We start from the raw sequence: 19069 nt of genomic DNA, 5'->3' as shown, positions 1-19069 counted from the left end.
CTATATCACCAGTCGGAACCGAGAATCGGAGGACCACTCCGACCACGGCCCGCGGCCCGATCTACCTCTTCCACATTGTCGAACTCCAGGATCGGATCAGCAGCCACCTCTTCCTCGGCATCCTCCGGATCCGGAACAGCAGTCGGCACCGGCGGCTCCACCGGCATCATCGCATCCACATCAGCCAGCCCGGGAAACAACTCCGACAGCTTCGGCCGCCGCTCCCGCTCACCGCGCAACGCATCGACCAATTCGGCACTCTTGCGCGCGGTTTCGGCCGCCGCCAGCTGGGTCGCCTCGGTCACCGCCGTCGCGATCTCCGCATAACTCAGCTCGTCGATATCGTCGGCGAAAACCGTTTCGATCAGCAATCCATCGGCATTGACGGTGGCCGTCACCCGGCCGTCCCGCACCGAGGCCGACGCGATCAACTTCACCCGCTGCCGCTGGGCCTCGGCAATCTGAGCCATCTGTCGCTGCAGGCTCTCATACGCCGCGGCGGCTTCCTCCGCATAGTCGCCGGTTATCACCACTACCGCCCGAACGTATTACTCGACGATTCGTCCATGTCCCGAAGCGCCTGCGCCGCGCCGAGACCGGTCCCCATATCCTCGGCCATCCCGGAAACGAGCTCCGACATCCGGCCCGTCTTCTCCTCGACCGCCTCCCCCTGACTCCGGAACCCCCGAGCACCGCCGGCGAACTCCTGACCGAAACGATCGTTCCCGCACGCTGTTCCGGTGTGTTCCATAATTCTGTTCGCCTTGTCGCGGGCAGCCGCCAGACCCTCACCGATCTCGGCAACCAACTTCGCCGCATCACCCAGCAACGCCGGGTCGACCTCAACTCTCTTCGCCATCATCGATCCTCACCGTTGCCCGAGCACGACTATCCGTGCACTCACACCGAAACTTTCCGCCGCTCATGAAAACGCTGTTCGAATCCGCTCGCGAATACCGCCGGCGCCACCGACGAGGAAGAGTGTTCGAGCACCCCGTCGTCGGCTACGTAGAAGATCGCCCGCCCGATCGCCATCTCCCCCTGCGGTACCGGTGCATAGACCATCCATCCGCAGCTGATCCGTTCCCCGGCCAGCTCGTCCAGGGGGTATCCGGTGGTATCCAGGCCCCGGCTCTGGATATAGGTCCGCACCCGGTGCACCGCTTCGCTCTCCGGCATCTCCACCGGCAGCGAGGTCAGCACACCGGCGGTGTTCAGCTGATAGACCGCTCCGTCGATATCGAAGGTGTCCTCGTCGAACAGGGCGGTCACGGTGTCACGCGTGGCCAGTCCGAGTTCGGCCGCCTCGACAAGTGCCGCCGCCGCGGCCCGGCTCTTCGCCGTGGGCGGTGTCGCCGCCAACCCGGCCAGGAGCCCCGCCACGGTATCCGCGGTCCAGACCCCGGGCACCGCCGTGGCGCAGGCCTCGGCATCCGGGGACTCCCCGCGATACCAGCGACCGGCCTCCCACCAGTAGACGAACGACAGCAGCCCGGTCCCGGCGCGCGGATTCAACACCGGATTGGCCACCCAGTCGGGAGCGCCGGCGAAGAATTCCGGCATCGGGGCATCCTCGTTGTAGGCGGCGTCCAGCGCCGGTGCCTCCCAGACCCCGCCGGAGAGCACCGCCCGGCCACCGGGCAGCGAATACAGCGTCGACCCGCCACGGCGTGAACTCTCGAACCAGCCCATCGCGGGCATGACCCGCGGCCCCCACTCCGATCGGGCCGCCACGAAACCCGCCGCCAGACACGCCCAGCGCGCCCACATCTGGGGAAAGGCCGGGAATTCACCGGCGGCTACATCCGGCCAGACTCCGGCTTCCCGGTCGGCGCGGGCGGCCCGGGCCGCCTGCTGCGGGGTCCGCGACTGCCGGTCATCATGCGAGATATAGGCGGCCAGCCAGACCGGTAACGACTCCCGCGGATACTCGTCGAGATCCAGCCGATACGCCTCGGGTTCGAAAAGCTGCCCCTCCGGAAATGGCTCGTCACCGAAGTCGTAGTCGATATCGAGTCCGCCGCCGGAATCCGCGCGCACCAGCAACCGCCACCAGGGTTCATCGGCGGATTCGGCGACCATGGCGCGCTGGCTGCGCACCTGCTCGAGCACCTCCGGCGCCGGCTGAACCCGAACAGAACGTGTGTCGTCGGAATACCGCACCTCCGCGAACACCGCCGTGGTCGTCAGCGCGAACACGGCGTCCAGCTCATGCCAGCCGGACGGGCCGGAATCGCGGAGTGCCGTAGCAATTTCACGGGCAGCGACACGGTCGGGGGGGGCACCGGCGCCGGATTCGACGTGGGCGGTATCGCCGGGCGGGGTGCCGGCCGAACCCGCATCGGGCAAGGCGAGCCGGAATCCGATATCCGGCGCCTGCTCGTCTGCGCTCTCCCGCTGTTCCGATTCCTTGTCGCTCACGTTGCCCACTCGCTCACCGCTCGACCTGCCTACCGACCGCGTCACCACCCACCGGGTACGCAAAATACTTCCAGCACCCCCCGAGAGCGGATTTCCCAGAAGCGGGAACGAATCACGAAAAATGGCGGAACCAACTCGGATTTACCCGGGAAAAGACTTCGCCGTTCCCACCGATGGCAACAGTGAGTCAGGTCGGGCTCCGGGCCGCCTATTATGCGCGTCTACGACGAGTGACCGGGAATCGGAACACGATTCGAACCGCAGAGCTGGCTGAGGTCGATATGAGCGACGCAATGGATGCGCTGGAGGCGCGGGTGCACCGTCAGTTGAACCTGATGCACGACCTGGCGGACCGGCTCGCCGGGATCCGGGTGCGGGAAACCTCACCCGACGGCACCGTGACCGCCGAGGTCGACGGCAACGGCGCACTGTGCGATCTGGTTCTCTCACCGGCTGTCTCGAAAATGTCGCCGAGTGCCTTCGATGCGGTGGTGGTGGCGACCGCCGGGCGGGCCGCTCATCTCGCGATCGCCCGGCGCGGCGAGCTGGTCGACGCTTTCAACACCGAACTCGCCGAGTCGATGCCGGGGAACGACTCCGGCCACTGACCGGGTCGCGATCCCGACCGCGGCGCGAGACTTCCCATCAGAGGCAAGTTCCCGACTATCAACAATTATCGGGTCTGGCTACCTTAACTCAGGCAAATGTAAGTTTCCCGGCCCCTAGGCGTTCAGATGACTGATCTTGTGGCGGAATCCCATGCCGTGCGTGTATTCGGCGACGCTTCGGCTTCTATGGCAGCGGAGACGGCAACGGCCGGAGCTGTGAACCAGGCCGCACTCATCGCGGCCGCGATCCCGGTGTTCGGCCTGATCGGTCAGGATTTCCTGGCGGCTCTCGCGTATGCGCAGGCCAACAACCTACTGTCGGTCAACGAGCTGGCCGCCGTGCATGCCGCGACGGCGTTGACCTCCTATGAGGGCGCTGCCGCCTACGATCTGACCGAAGATGCCTCGGTCACCGAACTCGGAGCGATCGGCAGAACGGTATGAGCGAACCGCTCGACGAGACCGTGCTGGAGCTGCTGCGCAAGAGCGCGGCCGGCCCCGCGCTGGACCGGCCGGTCAACGCTGTTCTCGCGGATATGGGCCTCGGGCCGCTGCCGCAGCTGCCCGCGCAGATTCCGCTGCCGGAACTACCGCCGCTCCCGGCCCTGGACCTCTCGCTGATCGCGAAACCGATCACCGATCTGGCCGGCAGTTTCGGCACCGGACAGTTCCCCGGCGGGGCGGAACATGATCCGTCCCAGGTGTTCTCGCAAGTCTCCGCCGTCCTGCAGACCACGCTACAGCTGGGCGCGTCCGCGGCGCAGACCGCAATGGCGTTGTGGCAGGGCATGGCCGCGACAGAGGCAGCGAACAAGGCCACCCGAGCACAGCACGACGGCGCGGCGATAGCAGGTCAGAGCGCCGGGACCGCGGCCGGCACAGCGACGGCGACGACATCGGTCTTCACGGGCGCCACCACGATGGCGGCGATCATGGCACGCTACCTGGCCTCCGTCGCCGCCGCCGGTCCGTTCCTGATGACCGGTGCCGGGCAGGTGTTCTTGCTGGCGGCCACCACCGAAACCCTGACGGAAGCCACCCTGGTGACCGCGAAGACCCGCACCGAATTGGGTGTGGAGAGCGCGCGGATGATGGCGACCGGAGAGAAGGTGCCGGTCACGAACGCACCGGTCGGTGTGGATCCGCTGCAGATCGTCTCGCAGCTGATGCAGATCGTGCCGACGGTCGTAGGTGCGGTGTCCACCGGGGCGCAATCCGTCGCCCAGCTGCAGGAAACTCTGCGCCCGGTGAAACCGGTCACCGACGGGGACGCTGCGGATTCGGCGGCCCGGATCGGTGGTGCAGGCGTGCCCGGGGCCGTTCTCGTGGGCGGTGGTGCAATCGCCGGGACCCCTGCGAAACAGTTGGCACCGTGGCCGGGGGCGCGAGTCACCGTTGGTAATCCCGGCGCGGGCGCCGGAAGTCCCGGCGGCTCGACGGATCCCGTGACGGCCAGTAGCGCGATCCGCACCCACGAGGGGGGAGCCATCCCGATGGGCGGGGGTCTGGGCGCTGCCGGACTGCCCCGGGGCGGTGAGTCCTCGACGGCGGAGGGCACGCGCGACTATCTGGTCAACGCAGCGCACGGCAACGACGTCGTCGGCGCTATCGAAGGAGCGTCACTGCCCGTCGTCGGCACGGCCGAGCGGGTGTCCGTACCGGTCAGTGGCGACTCGCCGGACAAGCCCCTGAACCTCTGACAGGAGACCGGCATGGAATTCGATCCACCTCAGGTCCGGCGGGCAGGCACGGAACTGGACGACCTGGCCGCACGGTTGGAGAACGCACTGCGGGTGAATCTGCCCGCAGTGGCTGTCGAACCGGCCGGCGTGGACGAGGTTTCGCTCCGCGCCGCGGACACCCTCCGGGTAGTGGCCACCTCGTACGACGATGCCACCACCCGTGGTGTCCACGAGATCAGGAAACTGGCTGCGACACTGCGTTCGCAGACCGATCAGCTGGTCCGGATGGACGAGGACAATGCCGGCCGCTTCGGGACAGCCGGCTAGCGGCGGAGCACAGAGATGATCGAACCGCCGATACCCGGTTTCACCGGTGTGATCTGGGCGGCCCGCCCCGCGGAAAAACTCGCGCACGATCTGACCACCGGTCCCGGTGTGCGGCCCATGGCCGAGGCCGCCGCCGCATGGTCGCGGCTGGCCGCGGAATTCGGCGCGGCAGTGATCGAATACGACCGGATCGTGGCCCGGCTGCGGGATTCGTGGCGATCGACCGAGAGCGGTCCCGCGATCGACCGATTCGCGACGCTGCGGACCTGGCTGGCGGATACCGCCGCGGCCGCCGCCCGGAACGCCTCGCTGGCCGGTGGACAGGTAATCGCGTACGAGGTGGCCAGTCTGGCAATGCCGCATATGGACGATATCGCGGCTCTGACAGCGGCGGCGAGCAGTCTCGAACAGGTGGGGGCCGCGCTCGGCGCGCCGCTCGTCGCAACAGTTGCCGATATCGCCGCGGAGCAGGATCTCGCCAAGGCGAGCGCGGCCCGTGTCATGCACGGCTACGAATCGGCGTCCGCATCGTTGGCCGTGCCGTGGCAGCAGGCGCAGCCACCGGAAATCGTCTCGAGTGCGGCATGGGAGGCCGAGCGTAGTGCGGCGCCGGTATCCGATGCCGTGCCGGTATCCGGTGCGCTGCCGGCCGCGACCATGGGTGCGGGTTTCGGTATGCCCCGGGTGCCCCGGTCCCTCTCCCCCTACCGGGCAAGGGCATTCACGGCTGCCACACCGGCGGCGGTACCGGCGCAGTCCTCACCCGCGGCCGCACAGTCGGGGGCCGGCCCGATGGTCCCCGCTGGAATGGGCCCATCGTCCGCCCTGGCCGGCGCCGATCGCACCGTCCGGGCCGGCGTCATCGACGACGAGGCCGGTGTGGAGATGGAGATCGATGCCGGCGCCCAGGCGGCTCCACCGGTGCTGGGCGCCGCCGAGCCGTCCTGCCATCCGGTCCCGGGAACGGGGGCGTCGTGACGCAGCCCTTGCCGAGGGGGGCGCGATGACGATACTGACCAATGACGGTCTGCTGGCCGTAGCGGGCCTGCTGAATGTGCAAACTCTTCCACTGGTGCTCGCGGTGGGGCCCCAGCAGGATTCCGCGGCTGCCTGGACCGCCGCGCAGAACGAGGCGCTGGCCGGACTGCGCAGGTCGGGCCTGGTGGACGGCTACGACGACGTCGACACCGATCTTGCCGCGGCCCTGCATGTGCTGGCGCAGCCGGACCGTGAACTGGTGGCGCGGATCCACACCGGGGCGGGAGTCCGGCGGGCGTGCCTGGCCCGCCGCGGCGATCGGCATGCGGTGGCCACCCGAGTCGATGACGTCTTGGACGTGCGAACGACGTGGGCCGATGCGACGGGCGCGATGTTGGCGCGCCCACTGCTGGATGTGCTCGGCACCTGCCCGCCCGCGGCGGCAACGAGCTTCAGTGCGCCGGCGGAGACGCTGCGGGAGCGCCTCGACGGCGCCGCGGACTCCCGTGGGTACACCCAGGCGCTGTACGACCTGGGTGTCGAGGAACGTACCGCGATCGAGTTCGGTCTCGCCCTGTCCACCTGTACTGCGTATTCCGAAATCGTCGCCTACGCCCATGGCGAGGGTGTCACCCACCGATCTATAGGAGCGGTCGTGGTGTACGACACCGAGCGCGGCCGGCTGGTTGCCTGCCCCGGGACCTCGCCGGACCAGCAGCTCTGGTCGACCTTCACCCCGGGTTCCGATCATCGGATCGCCGAGGCGGTGTCCGCCCTCGTCCACTCGCTACCGGTAGGAGGGTGGATGGCCTAGACCACCAGCTCAGCTCGAGATCGTTGGATCTCTGCATGTATACAACCTCACGAAAGGAACCCGATAATGACAACTCAGGGTGTTGATCTCGATCTCGAAATGGTCAAGAAGGCCACGGGCGAGATGTACCAGGCCATCGAGAATCTGCGGCTGTCGGTGCGGGCCGTGGACTCGGCCGGCGATGCGGCGCGCGCGGGCTGGAAGGGTGACGCGAACGCCTCGTTCGTCACCACCTCGCAGGCGTGGAGCGATGAGTCCGACAAGCTCAACCAGACGCTGGACGAGCTGACCAAGGCCACCGAGGATGCCACCCAGTCGATCCTGGGCATGGACGAGGACTCCTTCATCCCCGGCGGCGGCTACACCAGCCTCTGATCCGCCCCGGCGGCTTTTCACCTATCTGCTCGACTGAGAAGGAATGGGACAATGAGCGACATTATTTATGATCGGAAAGATGATAATGCTCAGATTTTGTATGACAAGGACACGATGGAGGCGCTGTTCGACGGGCTGAAGACCGAGGGCAGCAAGATCCAGGGTGAGATAGAGGCCCTCGGAACCGCCAAGGACCACTTCCTCGCCGCCATGGCCAGCCAGGGCGCGCAGGACGGGTTCATCGCGGCTCACAGCAAGGTGAACACCGAGCTCGAAGACACCCTCCACAAGCTCGATCAGCTCGCCATTGCGGTCGAGAACGCGCTGCACCGCGCGCTGGAAACCGATAAGAAGATCGGCGACGGGTTCGCGGCTTTCGCCTGACGGCCGGTCGAACATCCGCCGAAACGGCCGGCCGGATCAGACGGGGATCCAGCCGGCCGTTTCGCATGACCGCCGCTTATCCGCCTCTTCCGCGGGCCGGACCACATCGCCAGTCCGAATTGCGTCGTATCCCTCGGCTGCCGCCGCGTCGGCCAGCACGTCGGACAAGTCCGCCACCGCCGCCCGCCGCTACGGGCCCTCGTGCTGCTGGTCGATGATCTTGAAGAGGTCCTCCAGACTCGCGTCCTCGACCTCCTCCTGAGTAACGGCGGGTACCGCGGCCACCCGCGCCTCGGCCAGGAGCTCGTGCAGCCCCGCGGTGAGCCGATCCCGCTCGGCGCCTGAGGGCGGCGCCGCCAGGAACGCCCGGAGAGCGGCCAATTGCTCGTCGACCACCGAGGTGACGGTGACCTTCGACAGCAGGAATCCGGCCAGTGCGGCGGCGGTCGGATAGTCGAAGACCAGGGTGGCGGGCAGTCGCATACCGGTCGCGGCGGAGAGGCGGTTGCGGAGTTCGATGGCGCTGAGGGAATCGATACCCAATTCGCTGAACGCCGCCTCGGCATGGAGCGCGCCGCCCGTGGGCAGCCCCAGGACTGCCGCGATATGTTCCCGGGTCCGGGTGAGCGCCAGGATCTCCCGCTTGTCCTCGGCGGTGGCAGCGAGTTCGGCCAGCAGCCGGCCACCGGTCGACTCCGCAGGCGCCCGGCGGGTTCGGGTGGGCACCAGTTCGGCGAGCAGATCGGGGAGCACCCCGTCGCCCGCCCGCGCCATCAGGGTCCTGGTCTCGAACTCGGCAGCGATGACCACGGGTTCGGCGAAACCGAGTGCGGCGTCGAAGAGGGCCGATCCGGAATGCTCGTCGAGCATCCGCATCCCCATCCGTTCTACCCGGCTGATCGCGGCCTGATCCAGGTCGCCGGTCATCCCGGCGTCCTGGCTCCAGGGCCCCCAGGCGAGGGAGAGCGCCGGCAGACCTTCGGCATACCGGGTGTGGGCGAGGGCATCCAGGAACGCGTTGGCCGCCGAGTAGTTGCCCTGTCCGGGGGAGCCGAGAGTCGCGGCCACGGAGGAGAACAGAATGAACGCCGACAGGCCGTGCCCCCGGGTGAGTTCGTGGAGGTTCTGGGCACCGGCGACCTTGGGCGCGAGGACGCGGTCGATCTTGTCGGGGGTCAGGGCCGCGATCGTGGCGTCGTCGAGCACTCCGGCAGCGTGGATCACGGCGGTCAGGGGATGGTCGTCTCCGATCGTGGCGAGCAGCGCGGCGACGGCGGCCCGGTCCGCGACATCACAGGCCACGACACGAGTGTCGGCTCCCAGCGCAGCCAATTCGGCGACCAGTTCGGTGACACCGTCCGCGGCCGCGCCACGCCGGGAAACCAGCAGCAGATGTCCGACCCCATGCGCCCGGACCAGATGCCGGGCCAGAACCGCCCCCAGCCCCGCGGTGCCGCCCGTGATGAGCACGGTACCGGCGCCGAGCGCACCGACCGGCGCCGGACGTGACCTCTCAGGGGTGCCGTGGACAAGTCGCGGCACGAAAACCTGGGAATTACGCACCATGACACGCGGCTGATTCGACGCGAGCAGGCCGTGCACCAGATCGGCGTGGAGTTCCCCGTCATGGTCCAGGACGACGACCCGGCCGGGAGACTCCGCCGCGGCACTGTGCGCCATCCCCGCGATTGCGGCGGCGGACGGGTCCGCCGGTTCTCCGTGACGGCCGCTCGCTCGCCGGGTCGCGATCACCAAACGGGTATCGGCCAGACGTTCCTCTGCCAACCATGACCGTAGCCCGTGCCACGTGACATGAACGGCATCGCGCGCCGAAGTGGTATCCGCACCGGGGAACCAGACGATCACGTCGGGCGTGGTCTCGGCAGCGACGAGTTTCCCGAGATCCGCGTAATGGCCCCAGCACCAGCGCGTCACGATCCCACTCTGGAGCGGCGAGCAGTCGCGTGACGAACGGTCCTGTCGCCGATGATTGCCTCGAGTCCGTGTCGGGTTCCCCCTCGGTTTCCCCGTAGAGATCGAACAGCGAGTCCGGCAACGTCACCGGAGCCGCGGCCGGGGTCAAGGCCTCCGCAGGGAGGTCGACTCCCACGCAATAGGCCCGGGCCAGGGCTGTCGCGAATTGGCCCGGTCCACCCCGGCCGAAGCGCAGGGTTTCCACGGTGGCGATCCGATCCGCCCGCCCCAGCGAATCCGCGATCGACTCGATCGAGGACAGGAAAGCCGGATGCGGGCTCAGCTCGATGAACGCGTTCATCTCCGCGTCCAGAAGGCATTCGATCGCCGCGGCGAAACGCACCGGACTGCGCTCCTGCCGATACCAGTACCCCGCGTCCATCCCCGCGGTATCGAGGAACTCACCGGTCACCGCCGAGCACAACGGGATATCACCCGACCGCGGCCGGATCGGCGCCAAGTCTGCCAGTACCCGATCCCGGATCTCCTCGATCGCCGGCGAATGCGAGGCGTAATCCACCACGATCCGTTTGGCCCACACCCCCTCGTTCTCGCATCGGGCCACGAACTCGGCCGCGGCGTCGGTACCACCGGTGATCACGGTCTGCCGCGGCCCGTTGACCGCTGCCAGGAACAACCGGCCGCCGAAATCCGCCAGCCGGTCCCGCGTCTCCTCGTCCGACAGCCCCACCGAGACCATCGCCCCGGAACCGGACAACGTCTCCGCCACGATGCGCGCCCGCGAAGCCATCACCCGCGCCCCGTCCGGCAGGGACAGCCCGCCCGCGACCACCGCCGCGGCGATCTCACCGATCGAATGGCCCACGACCGCGTCCGGCTCCACCCCATACGACCGCCACAACCGCGCCAAGGACACCGTGACCGCGAAAAGAACCGGCTGCACCACATCGACCCGCTCCAGCGAAGCGGCATCGGATTCACCACGCAACACCTCGGACAGCGACCAATCCACGAAAGGCGCCAATGCTGCCTCGCAGTCGGCGATCGCCTCCGCGAACACACCCCCTGCCGCCAGGAGCTCCCCGGCCATACCTGTCCACTGACCGCCCTGAGCGGGACAGACGAAAACCACCCGGCGACGCGCCACCCGGCCCGGAGCCACCACTCCCCCGGCGGCCTCCATCAGCGGATCGGTCAATGCCGCCAATCCGGCCGACAGTTCCTCCGGACCGCTGCCCACCACCGCACCCCGCCACCCCGCGTCCCGGGTACGCAGCAACGAGATACCGATTCCCGGCAGATCACCCGCCGCCTGCCCGGCGGCCCACTCCCGCAATCGAGCAGCCCGGCGACGCACCGCATCCGCGTCGTGCCCGGGTATCACCCAGGTCAGCAGGTCCGAATTCGCCGATTCAGAATTTCCGAGAAACGCGTTACCTGCCACGCTGCCAATTCCTTCGATAGAACGCTGACAATCGAATCAGCCGGACAACCACGACGATCCGTCCACTGACCGGGCGGAGACGTCGGGGGTTCGGCGGAGCCGGATCCTTCTGGCGATGCCACTGTCCGCGCACAGGACGAGATATGCGGCCGGCCCTCGACCGGGTGATGGGCGTTCCGTCGTATCGAACCAGTTCGCCCGAGCGCACCTCGGATCGGCAATGGTTGCCTGTAGATAACCCGACCATCCGAACACCGGGCGGACGAGGCACTTTTGTGTGCGCTCACGCGCCCAGTGAAACCGGCGCCGGTCTCCGGCGCAACCGGAAACGTCTCCCACCAGTGAACGGACAGTTAAATTTTCCGGACAACGATCTTCGACGACGGGGGTTCACCTTCCCCCTCCGCGACTCAAACCGACTGTTCAGCATGGTTTGAGCGGCGCTCCAGATCCAGCAGCACGGTGGACCTCGCGCACGCGACCGATCCCCGTCTCGAGACCAAGGTTTCGAGACACCTTCCGATTGCCTCCTCCGGCGGTGGGCTGCCGAAGTCCGCCCTGACGGGCGGCAGCCGGTCGGCGAGGGCGGGCTGCCGGCCCGGATGCGGATGCGGATGCGGATGCGAAAACTGCCGGTGTTGACCCGCAGTTGGGAAGAAATTCTTTTCCATGGTCGGGCCGACAGGATTCGAGCCTCCCCGACACGGGCCACACGCACGGCCCGCGCACGGAACTCTTGCCGATAGGGGTTGGCGGTCCTTCGTTCTCGGACCTTTCAGGTACGACGGCGGCCGGCGTTACGTGTCGGCTGGGATTGCGGCGGGAACCGGCTGCGGTGATGACGCTGGAGTTGCGCTGGTGTCCGGTTCTGCGAGTCGAACGTTCGGGTTCGGCAGCGCAAGAAAACTGCCGGTGACCACCAGGGTCAGGACCGCGACGATGACGAGGGCGGGCCGGTAGCTGCCTGCTTGGTCGGCGACGGCGCCGACCCACAACGGAGCGATCGCTCCGCCGACCACGAAAGCGGTGTAGGGGCCCGCGTAGGCGCGGCCGAAAGCGGCGAGTCCGAAGTATCGGGATGTGAAGAACCCGAGCATGTCGAGTTCGGCGCCGAGCATGCACCCCACCGCGATCGCCGCGACCGGCGCCAGTGCTACGCCGCCGAACGCGAAGGCGAGAACACCGAGAGTGCAGATGGCGCACAGAGTAGCGGCTACCACGGGCGGACGGAGCACATCGAACAGGAAGCCGACCACCAACCTGCTGACGATGACGGCGATACCCAGCAGCGCGGCGATCGATGCGGCCCCGCCGGCACTCATCCCGGATTCCCGCAACATCGGGACGAGGTGTGGAACGAGGCCGGTGAAGGCGACCGACATCAACCCGAAGGTGGCGATGAGCTGCCAGAAGAGTCGAGTACGGCGGATCACTGCGAAGCTCGGGGCGGGCGCGGGAGCATCGTGATTCCCGGCTGCGGGTGAGGCCGGTGCCGCGGTGAGTTCCCGGTGCGGTTTTTCACGAAGGAACAGCAACGTGGGCAGCGCGCCCGCCACAGCCGCACCCGCGAGCGCGAGGTAAGCGGGCTGCCAACCGTGGACGGCGATGAGGGAGCTGGTCACGACAGGGACGATCGCGCCGGCCAAGCCCATGCCCATCATCGTGATGCCCAGCGCGAGCCCGCGGGCGCGGTCGAACCAGCTGCTGACTGCTCGGGTGAAGGAAATCGGGCCCGATCCCGCACCGAGGAAGCCCATCACGGCCATTGCGGCCAGGTATGCGGGAACCGAATGGACGATTGTTCCGAGCGCGACGAAGCCCGTGGCGAGGCCCAACGCGCTGATGAACGTCGGGATCTTGACGCCGTACCGGTCGACGGCGTAACCGACGACCGGCACCGCCGCCGCCATTCCCAGCGTCATCAGGGAGAACGCCAACCCGTATGTGGTGGCGGTGAGACCCAGCTCGCGACCGAGATCGTTGACGAACAGGCCGGCGGAGTAGATCGCGAGTCCGGAGACACCCAACCCGACGCCCAGGGTGGCAGCTGCCAGGCTGGGCCAGCCGCTCCGGAATTCGGAGGCTCGTGACATAGACAAAGCTCGTACTCCTTCGTACATGCTCGCTGACTGATTCTGCTCGAACAGCCTGACCTCGACTGTGAGCACTATCACCCTGTCTTGCGGGGCGGGTATTCAGGAAGACGAAATCTGCGATAAACAGTATTCGTATCGTGGATACCTGCTCACCTGTTGACGGGGTGACCGAGCACTCGCTTCTGCGAGATCTTCGCCTTCCGAATCACAGCGTGGTGATCCAGGCGTACCGGATGGCCGTTGGCCTTCACGAAATCACCGGCCACGAGGACCGAGTCGACGTTGCCTTCGTGGGCTGATAGAACTACCGCTGCCACAGGGTCGAGGACCGGAGCAAGGTTGACGTCCGTGGCACGAATCAGGACGAGATCGGCCTGTTTGCCGGGAGTGATCGTACCGACGCAATGGTCGAGTCCCGCCGCGCGCGCACCTTCGATGGTGGCGAACTCGAGTACGTCGCGGAGCATGAGGTCCGGCGGAGTCGACACGGTGGAATGCCCACCGCCGCGCCACGAGCGGTAGTAGGCATAGAGCAGCCGCATCTGGGTGAACATATCCCCCGTGCACTTCGTCTCGGTATCTCCGCTGAGACTGGGACGTAGCCCGATCGACAGCAGCCGGTCGAGTGGTATGTCGCCTATTCCTTGGGAATTCATCTCGCAGTGGACTCCCAGGGAGACGGATGCTCCCGCGGCGGCGATCATCGCCAGTTCGGCGTCGGTGCACCCGCAGCAGTGCACGAACGTCATATCGGCGCCGAGCAGACCCGCGCGGCCGTACTGGTCGACGGCATGGTGGACTGCGTTGTGGGGATAGGCGCCGACGTGTACGGATGTGCGGATACCGAGTGCGCGGGCGAGTTCGAGGTCGGCACGCCAGACCGTGGGCAGCGTCATCTCCGGGCCGCGAGCGGCCATGGCCAAGGTCAGGAGTGGATTGTCTCCGGCGAAGTACTGCTTGTTCAGCCGTTCGATATCGGTGGGATGCGGCAACGCGCTGTCCTTGGTCCAGCGGTCGTCGGTGGTGAGTGGCCAGCCGTGCGCGAATACCGCCCTGATCCCCGATTCGACCAGTGCGGAGATTGCCGCGTCGGAGTGCTCGGGTGAGTTCTGGATATGTGACCAGTCGACGAGGGTGGTGGTGCCGGCATTGAGCGCGGACGCGGCACCCAGCAGCGTGCCGATGTGCACATCCTCCGGCGTGTAAGCGGCCCCGATACCTTGCAGCACGTCGGCGAAGTACTGCAGCGGGTTCATCTCCGCATAGCCGTGACGCATGGCGCTCTGCCACGTATGGCGGTGGGTGTCGACGAAGCCGGGGATCGCGATCATGTCAGTGGCATCGACCACCCTCGCGTCATGCACCTCGAGCTTCGGCGCGACCATCGAGATGGTGTCGCCGTCGATGAGTATGTCGGCCTGCTCGAAGTCGCCGAGTTCATTATCGAGGGTGACCACCGCCGCGCCCCGCAAGAGGGTTCGAGGGCCTCTCGGCGCATCCGTGCTGCCGGGATGCCTCACGAAGCCACTATCCACAGTCATTCTTCGAACTCCTCGGGTAACGGGAACGACGGCCCCGCGGGAGCCGTGCACTCTCACACAGCCATCCGCTGCCGCAGACGGATGCTGACGTCATTCAGTGTGGTTCTCATGGCGTTATTTGCGAATACGGGGTTCCGTATAGTGCGTATTCATGAGCCCGATAGGACAGCCGAGAAGCCGGCGCGCCAAGCTGGATCTCAACCTCATCGTGGCGCTCGAAGCGCTGCTGCGGGAGCGCAGTGTCAGTCGCGCCGCCACCGAGGTGGGGCTGAGCCAGCCGGCCATGAGCGCGGCGCTGGCCCGGTTACGCCGGTACTTCGGGGACCCCCTGCTCGCCCGGGTCGGCAACGGTTATCAGCTCACCCCCTTGGCACAACGCCTGGTAGAGCGCACAACGGTAGCGATATCGGCAGTCGATCGGGTACTGGAGACCGTGCCGAAGCTCGACATGGAGAGAACCACACGCGAATTCACCATGATCGTGTCCGGATACGTGCTCGCGACGATGGGGCGGGCAATCTCCGACCACCTTCTGGCGCAGGCACCGCGCGCCACCATCAACTTTGTCGATCTGCGGCCGGAACTCGTCGATCGTATGTCCGACCGGCTGCGCACCGCGGACCTCGCGATCGTCCCGCGGGGATTCGTCACCGAGCTACCTTCCGTCGATCTCTACACCGATCACTGGGTATGCCTGGTCGCCGAGGAGAATTCCGATATCGACGACACCATCACGCTGGAACAGCTCGGTCGTAGTCCATGGGCCGTCTTCCAGATCGACCCGCAATCTCCCAATACCCCTTTGCACCAGGTCAAGGCCCAGGGCGTCGAACCGCGCGTCCAAGTCATCGGCGACAACTACCTGGCTTTGCCCTACTTGCTGACGGGAACCCTTCGGGTCGCGCTGGCACCGCACCTGCTGGCTCAGAATTTTGTCCGTGCGGGCGGGATGCGCATCGTCCGCACTCCGTTGACATTGGCACCGCTGCGGCAGGCCCTGTGGTGGCATCCGATGTACAACTCCGATCCCGAGTTCCTCTGGCTGCGGACCACAGTGGTCGAAGCAGCCCGGTCGACGGTCGACGCCTACGCATCCGGTGAGAAGAGCGGCGTCACCGAATAGCTCCGGGGTCGTGACCATGGCCTGGACCGACGCCCAGGTAGGGAAATGCCGGGATTCGCGCCCGAGGAGCCGAACATGTCGATCTGCGGAGGGGTGCGGGCCACACTCTATCCGCCGCATGGATATCCGACATCAGGAACATCCGCTTCCCATATATCTCACTGTCGGGCATGGTCGAGGGCATAGATCACTCGTTGCACACCGCACCGGCGCAAACGTTCTTCGGACCGTCATCGGCGCCGTGCGACCCGAAAGGCGATGCGCATGTCTCCGCAAGTTGTTGTCGTTGGTGGCGGTCCGTCAGGACTGACCGTCGCCACAGAATTAGCCCGCGCAGGCATTGATGTAGTCGTCCTCGAACAGCGGACCGAACCGGTGAAATCGCGCGCGGGCACCATACTCCCGCGCGTCCTCGAACTCCTCGACGCACGCGGTCTGGCCGAGAAGTTCATCGAGCGTGCCGAGAGCATCCGGCCCAACCCATTGATGCCCACCCATATCTGGGGCGGAATGCAGCCGGTCGAGTGGCACCATCTCCACTCCCGCTTCGGATTCCGTCTCATCCTGCCGCAGAACGACACCGAGGAGCTACTGCTCGAAGAGGCTCGCCGCCTGGGCGTCGACGTGCGAGCCGGCATGCACGTCGACACCCTCGTGCAGCACGAAGACACCGTGGCAGTGACCGCAACCTCGACGGTTACCGGCAGGACCGAGAAGTTCTCGGCCGGCTACTCGATCGGCGCCGACGGTGCACGCAGCGCGGTGCGGTCGGCACTCGGCATCACCTTCGACGGCCACGGACCGACGTTCACCGGGATCGTCGCCGACCTACGAATGGACCGCCCGTGGCCCGAGGTCCGTCGTATGGTCGACAACGAGAAGGGATGGATCAGTTCCTTCCCGTTCGGAGAGAAGCAGACCCTCACACGGTTCAATATCGTCCACGCCGAGCGCCGACAGGCGGCGCAGTCCGAACCGGTCACCGCGGCGGAGGTGAGCCGATGCATCACCGACATACTCGGTGTGGACGTCCCGTTCGACGAGTTGACATGGGGCTCGCGATACACCGACACGATGAAGCTCGCCGCGTCGTTCCACCAGGGCAACGCCTTCCTGGTCGGGGAATCCGCCCGCATCCACTACCCCGCCAGTGGGGTCGGCATGAACTTCTGCATACAAGATGCGTTCAACCTGGGATGGAAGCTCGCCGCCGTGATCCAGGGACACGCCGGCGATGATCTGCTCGCCACCTATGAGTCGGAACGGCGCCCCGTAACCGAAGCCTTGCTGCACAGCGTGCAGGCACAGTGCGCCGTCCAATTCGATTTCACCGCCGAGGGCGTCGCCCTCAAACGATGGTTCCAGCGCACGCTCCTTCCGATCCCCGAGGTCAACCGGCAACTGGCCCTGGACCTCAACGGGCTGGCCTTTCCGTATCCCAGTTCGCCGGACAGCCATTCGATGACCGGGCATCGCTGCCCCGATCTGGACCTGCAGACCGACGCCGGTTTGCACCGGATGGGAGAGCTGCTCCGGCAACAGGCATGTGTACTCATCGACTGCACCGGCGCGCAGACATACGCAGCCATGGAGGAGACAGTTCCGTTGCTGCGGACATATTCGGGACATCTGGTGCCTACTCCACCCGAATTACACGGGGTGCGAAGTCTGTTGATCCGACCCGACGGGTACATCGCCTGGGCGAGTACGGAATCGCCGGCACTCGAACATGCCCAGCTCGCACTGAAACACGCCCTGAGCATCGTCCGATGAACGACGCAACTCCGCGCACAGTGCCCGGGTCCGACAGCAATGACCGGATGCCCATGCCACCGCCCGATGAGCTCTCCGCCGAGCAGCAGGCCGCAGCACGCCGCATCGCCACCGGACCGCGCGGCGCGGTGTTCGGGCCCTTCGTCCCACTGCTGCGCAGTCCACAAGCGATGGAGCACCTACAGCAACTCGGCGCCTACCTTCGGTTCGAAAGTCCGCTGCCCAGAATTATTTTCGAGATGCTCGTCCTGCTGGTAGCCCGGGAATGGGATCAGGACTTCGAATGGACCTATCACCTCCCGCTCGCGCGCGCGGCGGGACTGTCGGACGAAACGATCGACGCCCTTTCGCAGCGGTCGGTTCCACCCGAGCTCACAGCCGCTGAGCAATCGGCATACGACATTGTCATCGAACTGCTCACCGACCGAGCCGTCTCCGACAGTACTTTCGATCGTGGTGTCGAGGCGTTCGGTCCTCAGGCCGTCATCGACGTGGTAGTCACCGCCGGCTACTACACGACGCTGGCCATGGTGATGAACATGGCGCAAACACCCCCTCCCCCGCCGACCTCACTTCCCGGCTAGCGTCCACCCGCGCACGCGACGACGTCACGCCGATCGACATCCGGTCGCACTCCCGAGACCGCGACAACCCAGCTTCGATACCCCTTTGGAAAGCGAAAATCTCATGCGTCTTGCCAACCTCGACAATCGCGCTGTGCTCATCCTCGGCGAACCCGGCGCCGAACGTGCCGTCGATATCGCTACTGTGTCCGACGGTCGTTTCGGCCCCGATCTGCCCGCCGTATACCAACAGTGGAACGAGCTTCGATCCTGGGCGGCCGAGGTGCCGGCAGACAGCATCGCCGCCACCGTGATCGATCGTGCCCTTCTGGGCGCGCCGTCCCCCGCGCCGCGGCAGGTGTTCGCGGTGGGGCTGAACTATCACGCCCACGCCGCCGAATCAGGATTCGAATCACCGGTGCATCTGCCGCCGGTGTTCACCAAATACGTTTCTTCCTTCACCGGTCCGGACACAGAGGTCACCATTCCCACCGACGGCAACGTCGACTGGGAGGTCGAACTTGTCGCGGTCATCGGCCGTCGAGCCCGCAATATCGACGAGGCCGACGCATGGTCGCACGTCGCCGGGCTGACAGTGGGGCAGGATATCTCCGAGCGGGTGTCCCAACTACGCGGTCAGGCACCGCAATTCGGCCTGGGCAAGTCCTTCGCCGGTTTCTCCCCGCAAGGTCCGTGGCTGGTCACACCGGACGAGTTCGCCGACCGGGACGATCTAGAACTCGGCTGCGCGATCGACGGTGAAGAAGTCCAGAAAGGCAGGACCCGCGAGTTGATCTTTCCTGTCTCCACACTCGTCGCCGCTCTCTCCCGCACCGTGACCCTCTACCCAGGCGATGTCATCTTCACCGGCACCCCCGCCGGAGTCGGGGTCGGCCGCGACCCGCAGCGATTCCTCCGGCCCGGCGAGAACCTGAACAGCTGGATCGAAGGTATCGGCGAGCTGCGGCAGCATTTCGTTGCCGCCTCCCAGAACAAATGAGCACT

Annotated in this window: 19 protein-coding genes; 12 read left to right on the top strand and 7 right to left on the bottom strand. The window is 66.5% G+C overall.

The features are described from left to right. Positions 1 to 5 precede the first annotated feature (5 nt). From ACIA75_RS16765 to ACIA75_RS16755, 3 genes are read right to left on the bottom strand one after another with little or no spacing between them, the layout of a single operon-like run. Positions 6 to 530, bottom strand: coding sequence for a YbaB/EbfC family nucleoid-associated protein (locus ACIA75_RS16765; RefSeq protein ID WP_397105358.1), 525 nt, complete (start codon positions 528 to 530; stop codon positions 6 to 8). A 2-nt stretch (positions 531 to 532) separates the two neighbouring features. Further along, on the bottom strand, positions 533 to 859 hold the full coding sequence (locus tag ACIA75_RS16760) for a hypothetical protein (RefSeq protein WP_397104663.1): 327 nt from the start codon (positions 857 to 859) through the stop codon (positions 533 to 535). Positions 860 to 900: 41 nt separating this feature from the next. After that, positions 901 to 2430: a hypothetical protein gene (locus ACIA75_RS16755; RefSeq protein WP_397104661.1), complete on the bottom strand. Its 1530-nt coding sequence runs from the start codon at positions 2428 to 2430 to the stop codon at positions 901 to 903. A 272-nt stretch (positions 2431 to 2702) separates the two neighbouring features. On the opposite strand from ACIA75_RS16755, the gene ACIA75_RS16750 reads away from it, so the two are divergent. From ACIA75_RS16750 to ACIA75_RS16715, 8 genes are all read left to right on the top strand, one after another. After that, a complete protein-coding gene (locus ACIA75_RS16750; RefSeq protein WP_397104659.1) occupies positions 2703 to 3029 on the top strand; it encodes a YbaB/EbfC family nucleoid-associated protein in 327 nt (108 codons plus the stop codon). A 126-nt stretch (positions 3030 to 3155) separates the two neighbouring features. After that, complete coding sequence (locus ACIA75_RS16745; RefSeq protein WP_397104657.1) at positions 3156 to 3473, top strand: hypothetical protein; 318 nt, start codon at positions 3156 to 3158, stop codon at positions 3471 to 3473. After that, complete coding sequence (locus tag ACIA75_RS16740; protein ID WP_397104655.1) at positions 3470 to 4729, top strand: hypothetical protein; 1260 nt, start codon at positions 3470 to 3472, stop codon at positions 4727 to 4729. Before ACIA75_RS16745 ends, ACIA75_RS16740 begins: the two co-directional genes overlap by 4 nt. Before the next feature lie 12 nt (positions 4730 to 4741). Continuing rightward, positions 4742 to 5038: a PE family protein gene (locus ACIA75_RS16735; protein ID WP_397104653.1), complete on the top strand. Its 297-nt coding sequence runs from the start codon at positions 4742 to 4744 to the stop codon at positions 5036 to 5038. 15 nt (positions 5039 to 5053) lie between these two features. Further along, positions 5054 to 6016 (top strand): PPE domain-containing protein, encoded by a 963-nt coding sequence (locus ACIA75_RS16730; RefSeq protein ID WP_397104651.1) that lies wholly within the window; start codon positions 5054 to 5056, stop codon positions 6014 to 6016. Positions 6017 to 6041: 25 nt separating this feature from the next. Then, the gene (locus ACIA75_RS16725; protein ID WP_397104649.1) at positions 6042 to 6830 is read left to right on the top strand and encodes an ESX secretion-associated protein EspG; all 789 of its coding nucleotides are present in this window, start codon (positions 6042 to 6044) and stop codon (positions 6828 to 6830) included. A 66-nt stretch (positions 6831 to 6896) separates the two neighbouring features. Continuing rightward, entirely contained in the window at positions 6897 to 7205 is a 309-nt protein-coding gene (locus tag ACIA75_RS16720) for a WXG100 family type VII secretion target (RefSeq protein ID WP_397104647.1), read from the top strand. 51 nt (positions 7206 to 7256) lie between these two features. Next, the gene (locus tag ACIA75_RS16715; protein WP_397104645.1) at positions 7257 to 7589 is read left to right on the top strand and encodes a type VII secretion protein EsxR; all 333 of its coding nucleotides are present in this window, start codon (positions 7257 to 7259) and stop codon (positions 7587 to 7589) included. A gap of 189 nt (positions 7590 to 7778) precedes the next feature. Here ACIA75_RS16715 and ACIA75_RS16710 read toward each other — a convergent pair whose 3' ends face one another. The 4 genes from ACIA75_RS16710 to ACIA75_RS16695 form a co-directional block, all read right to left on the bottom strand. Beyond that, positions 7779 to 9269 carry a type I polyketide synthase gene (locus ACIA75_RS16710; protein WP_397104643.1) on the bottom strand — a complete coding sequence of 497 codons (1491 nt, stop codon included), beginning with the start codon at positions 9267 to 9269 and terminating at the stop codon, positions 7779 to 7781. Then, complete coding sequence (locus ACIA75_RS16705) at positions 9214 to 10968, bottom strand: acyltransferase domain-containing protein (protein ID WP_397104641.1); 1755 nt, start codon at positions 10966 to 10968, stop codon at positions 9214 to 9216. The genes ACIA75_RS16710 and ACIA75_RS16705 overlap by 56 nt, the downstream gene beginning before the upstream one ends. Before the next feature lie 797 nt (positions 10969 to 11765). Next, positions 11766 to 13061: a CynX/NimT family MFS transporter gene (locus tag ACIA75_RS16700; RefSeq protein WP_397104639.1), complete on the bottom strand. Its 1296-nt coding sequence runs from the start codon at positions 13059 to 13061 to the stop codon at positions 11766 to 11768. Positions 13062 to 13213: 152 nt separating this feature from the next. Further along, complete coding sequence (locus ACIA75_RS16695; RefSeq protein WP_397104637.1) at positions 13214 to 14605, bottom strand: amidohydrolase family protein; 1392 nt, start codon at positions 14603 to 14605, stop codon at positions 13214 to 13216. A gap of 151 nt (positions 14606 to 14756) precedes the next feature. Here ACIA75_RS16695 and ACIA75_RS16690 point away from each other — a divergent pair, with 151 nt between their 5' ends. From ACIA75_RS16690 to ACIA75_RS16675, 4 genes are all read left to right on the top strand, one after another. After that, entirely contained in the window at positions 14757 to 15728 is a 972-nt protein-coding gene (locus ACIA75_RS16690) for a LysR family transcriptional regulator (RefSeq protein ID WP_397104635.1), read from the top strand. 264 nt (positions 15729 to 15992) lie between these two features. Beyond that, complete coding sequence (locus ACIA75_RS16685; protein WP_397104633.1) at positions 15993 to 17501, top strand: FAD-dependent oxidoreductase; 1509 nt, start codon at positions 15993 to 15995, stop codon at positions 17499 to 17501. Next, positions 17498 to 18085: a carboxymuconolactone decarboxylase family protein gene (locus ACIA75_RS16680; protein WP_397104631.1), complete on the top strand. Its 588-nt coding sequence runs from the start codon at positions 17498 to 17500 to the stop codon at positions 18083 to 18085. Before ACIA75_RS16685 ends, ACIA75_RS16680 begins: the two co-directional genes overlap by 4 nt. A gap of 103 nt (positions 18086 to 18188) precedes the next feature. Continuing rightward, the gene (locus tag ACIA75_RS16675; protein WP_397104629.1) at positions 18189 to 19064 is read left to right on the top strand and encodes a fumarylacetoacetate hydrolase family protein; all 876 of its coding nucleotides are present in this window, start codon (positions 18189 to 18191) and stop codon (positions 19062 to 19064) included. Positions 19065 to 19069: the final 5 nt, after the last annotated feature.

This window comes from Nocardia sp. NPDC051750 (genome assembly GCF_044453135.1).
Classification (GTDB): Bacteria; Actinomycetota; Actinomycetes; order Mycobacteriales; family Mycobacteriaceae; genus Nocardia.
Note: the sequence above shows the minus strand (reverse complement) of the source record. Positions and strands in the feature narration are given on the sequence as shown.

Excerpts from the sequence above, each read along its gene's own strand:
- ACIA75_RS16760 (WP_397104663.1), bottom strand. The coding sequence starts at position 859 with ATGGCGAAGAGAGTTGAGGTCGACCCGGCGTTGCTGGGTGATGCGGCG.
- ACIA75_RS16750 (WP_397104659.1), top strand. The coding sequence starts at position 2,703 with ATGAGCGACGCAATGGATGCGCTGGAGGCGCGGGTGCACCGTCAGTTG.
- ACIA75_RS16745 (WP_397104657.1), top strand. The coding sequence starts at position 3,156 with ATGACTGATCTTGTGGCGGAATCCCATGCCGTGCGTGTATTCGGCGAC.
- ACIA75_RS16740 (WP_397104655.1), top strand. The coding sequence starts at position 3,470 with ATGAGCGAACCGCTCGACGAGACCGTGCTGGAGCTGCTGCGCAAGAGC.
- ACIA75_RS16735 (WP_397104653.1), top strand. The coding sequence starts at position 4,742 with ATGGAATTCGATCCACCTCAGGTCCGGCGGGCAGGCACGGAACTGGAC.
- ACIA75_RS16730 (WP_397104651.1), top strand. The coding sequence starts at position 5,054 with ATGATCGAACCGCCGATACCCGGTTTCACCGGTGTGATCTGGGCGGCC.
- ACIA75_RS16725 (WP_397104649.1), top strand. The coding sequence starts at position 6,042 with ATGACGATACTGACCAATGACGGTCTGCTGGCCGTAGCGGGCCTGCTG.
- ACIA75_RS16720 (WP_397104647.1), top strand. The coding sequence starts at position 6,897 with ATGACAACTCAGGGTGTTGATCTCGATCTCGAAATGGTCAAGAAGGCC.
- ACIA75_RS16715 (WP_397104645.1), top strand. The coding sequence starts at position 7,257 with ATGAGCGACATTATTTATGATCGGAAAGATGATAATGCTCAGATTTTG.
- ACIA75_RS16710 (WP_397104643.1), bottom strand. The coding sequence starts at position 9,269 with ATGGCGCACAGTGCCGCGGCGGAGTCTCCCGGCCGGGTCGTCGTCCTG.
- ACIA75_RS16700 (WP_397104639.1), bottom strand. The coding sequence starts at position 13,061 with ATGTCACGAGCCTCCGAATTCCGGAGCGGCTGGCCCAGCCTGGCAGCT.
- ACIA75_RS16695 (WP_397104637.1), bottom strand. The coding sequence starts at position 14,605 with ATGACTGTGGATAGTGGCTTCGTGAGGCATCCCGGCAGCACGGATGCG.
- ACIA75_RS16690 (WP_397104635.1), top strand. The coding sequence starts at position 14,757 with ATGAGCCCGATAGGACAGCCGAGAAGCCGGCGCGCCAAGCTGGATCTC.
- ACIA75_RS16685 (WP_397104633.1), top strand. The coding sequence starts at position 15,993 with ATGTCTCCGCAAGTTGTTGTCGTTGGTGGCGGTCCGTCAGGACTGACC.
- ACIA75_RS16680 (WP_397104631.1), top strand. The coding sequence starts at position 17,498 with ATGAACGACGCAACTCCGCGCACAGTGCCCGGGTCCGACAGCAATGAC.
- ACIA75_RS16675 (WP_397104629.1), top strand. The coding sequence starts at position 18,189 with ATGCGTCTTGCCAACCTCGACAATCGCGCTGTGCTCATCCTCGGCGAA.